This is a genomic window from Mesorhizobium sp. M4A.F.Ca.ET.020.02.1.1 (genome assembly GCF_004022645.1).
GTDB lineage: Bacteria > Pseudomonadota > Alphaproteobacteria > Rhizobiales > Rhizobiaceae > Mesorhizobium.
In genome coordinates, this window is sequence record NZ_RZOI01000984.1 from 1 (window position 1) to 1,782 (window position 1,782).

At 62.8% G+C, this 1,782-nt stretch carries 2 protein-coding genes and 1 pseudogene; all 3 read left to right on the top strand.

All coding sequences use genetic code 11. The features are described from left to right. Window positions 1-94 precede the first annotated feature (94 nt). Window positions 95-502 (top strand): DUF930 domain-containing protein, encoded by a 408-nt coding sequence (locus tag EN742_RS33925; protein WP_127406290.1) that lies wholly within the window; start codon window positions 95-97, stop codon window positions 500-502. 190 nt (window positions 503-692) lie between these two features. Then, window positions 693-1,352 carry a TerC family protein gene (locus EN742_RS33930; protein ID WP_126054546.1) on the top strand — a complete coding sequence of 220 codons (660 nt, stop codon included), beginning with the start codon at window positions 693-695 and terminating at the stop codon, window positions 1,350-1,352. A gap of 120 nt (window positions 1,353-1,472) precedes the next feature. Next, window positions 1,473-1,782, top strand: a pseudogene (locus EN742_RS33935) (30S ribosomal protein S12 methylthiotransferase RimO); the annotation flags it as partial.

Consider the following 1,782-nt stretch of genomic DNA (forward strand, 5'->3'; position numbering starts at 1 on the left):
CTCACATACAGGCAAAAAGGCCCAGATACCGCAGTAGCGTGTGAGGGCTACGCCCGCCGTCCGACCGCGGTCTGGTTGATTTCTCAGACAAAATATGCTGCTTCTCCCGCCGATGAAAAAGCTCTGCCTCTTGGTTTTGGCGTCCTTGACGCTGGCATGGCCGGCCTATGCGATGGACAACGCGCTGCGCGCCGGCCTCCTGAAACTCGATCCACAGACCCGGCTCGAACAGCGCTGCGATGCGGAAGTGCTCGATCGGATCACCCACGACGACCACAAATACAAGGCCGACCGAGTGGTCGCCTACGCCTTTGCTACGCCGGAGATGAGCGCCGACGCGATCCGGAGCCCGGGCGCGGCCTTCCGCAGCAAGGGGCAATGGTATCGGTTGAAGTTCAAGTGCCAGACCGCGCCGGACCACATGCAGGTCCTGCAGCTGCGTTACCGGATCGGCGACGAGATCCCGGAAACCGATTGGGCGAAGTACAATCTCTACGACTAGAGCCACGACGCACTTGCGCCGGCCTGTCGGCGACCTGCCATTTTGACCCGAACCGATCACTCGCCTGTCGAAAAAAGTCGGCTTGCCGCGCTTGTTCCGGCCGGTCACTTGACGCACACGAACCATACACGTTAGGGCGTCTGGATATTCGACGACCGACACTCGGCGAACAGCAAAGGGCCTCCAGCCGATGGACATTTTCAGCGCCGCAAGCTTGACCGCCCTTCTCCAGGTCATTGCCATCGATCTTGTGCTGGCCGGCGACAATGCGATCGTCATCGGGCTGGCGGCCGCCGGCCTGCCCACCGAGCAGCGCAAGAGGGCGATCCTCATCGGCGTGCTGGCAGCGACCGTGCTGCGCATCCTGTTTGCCGCGGTAACCGTCAAGCTGTTGGCTATCGTCGGCCTGCTGCTCGCCGGCGGCATCCTGCTCTTGTGGGTGTGCTGGAAGATGTACCGCGAGTTGCGCACCTCTCATGCCGACGAGGAGGAGGCGACGGAGGCACTGTCCAATACCGACTTCGACAGGGACAGCAAGATCGCCGGCAAGGCGCCGCGCAAGACGCTTGGCCAGGCGGCGCTGCAGATCGTCGTCGCCGACGTGTCGATGTCGCTCGACAACGTGCTGGCGGTCGCCGGTGCGGCGCGCGATCATTTCTGGGTGCTGGTCATCGGTCTCGTGCTGTCGATCGGCTTGATGGGCCTTGCCGCGAGCTTCATCGCCAGGCTGCTGCATCGCTATCGCTGGATTGCCTATATCGGCCTGGCGATCATCCTCTATGTGGCAGTCGACATGGTCTATCGGGGCGCGATGGAAGTGTGGCCGCATGTCAATGCAGCGGTAAGTTGACGATCGGCGCCAGCGGCAGGCGGAACAACGACGGTTGTGTTTCGCCGCAGCCGTTGCCCATACCAATGCCGCAATTAGTGTGGTATTGCGCCGCCGATCCCGAAAAGCCCGGAAAAGCTTATGTCTGCCCCTCGCGTCAGTTTCGTCAGTCTTGGATGCCCGAAGGCGCTCGTCGATTCCGAGCGCATCATCACGCGGCTGCGCGCGGAAGGCTACGAGATCGCGCGCAAGCATGACGGGGCCGATCTCGTCGTGGTCAACACCTGCGGCTTCCTCGATTCCGCGCGCGACGAGTCGCTCAACGCCATCGGCTCGGCGCTGTCCGAGAATGGCCGTGTCATCGTCACCGGCTGCCTTGGCGCCGAGCCCGAGGTCATCCGCGAGAAGCACCCCAATGTGCTGGCGATCACCGGGCCGCAAGCCTATGAGA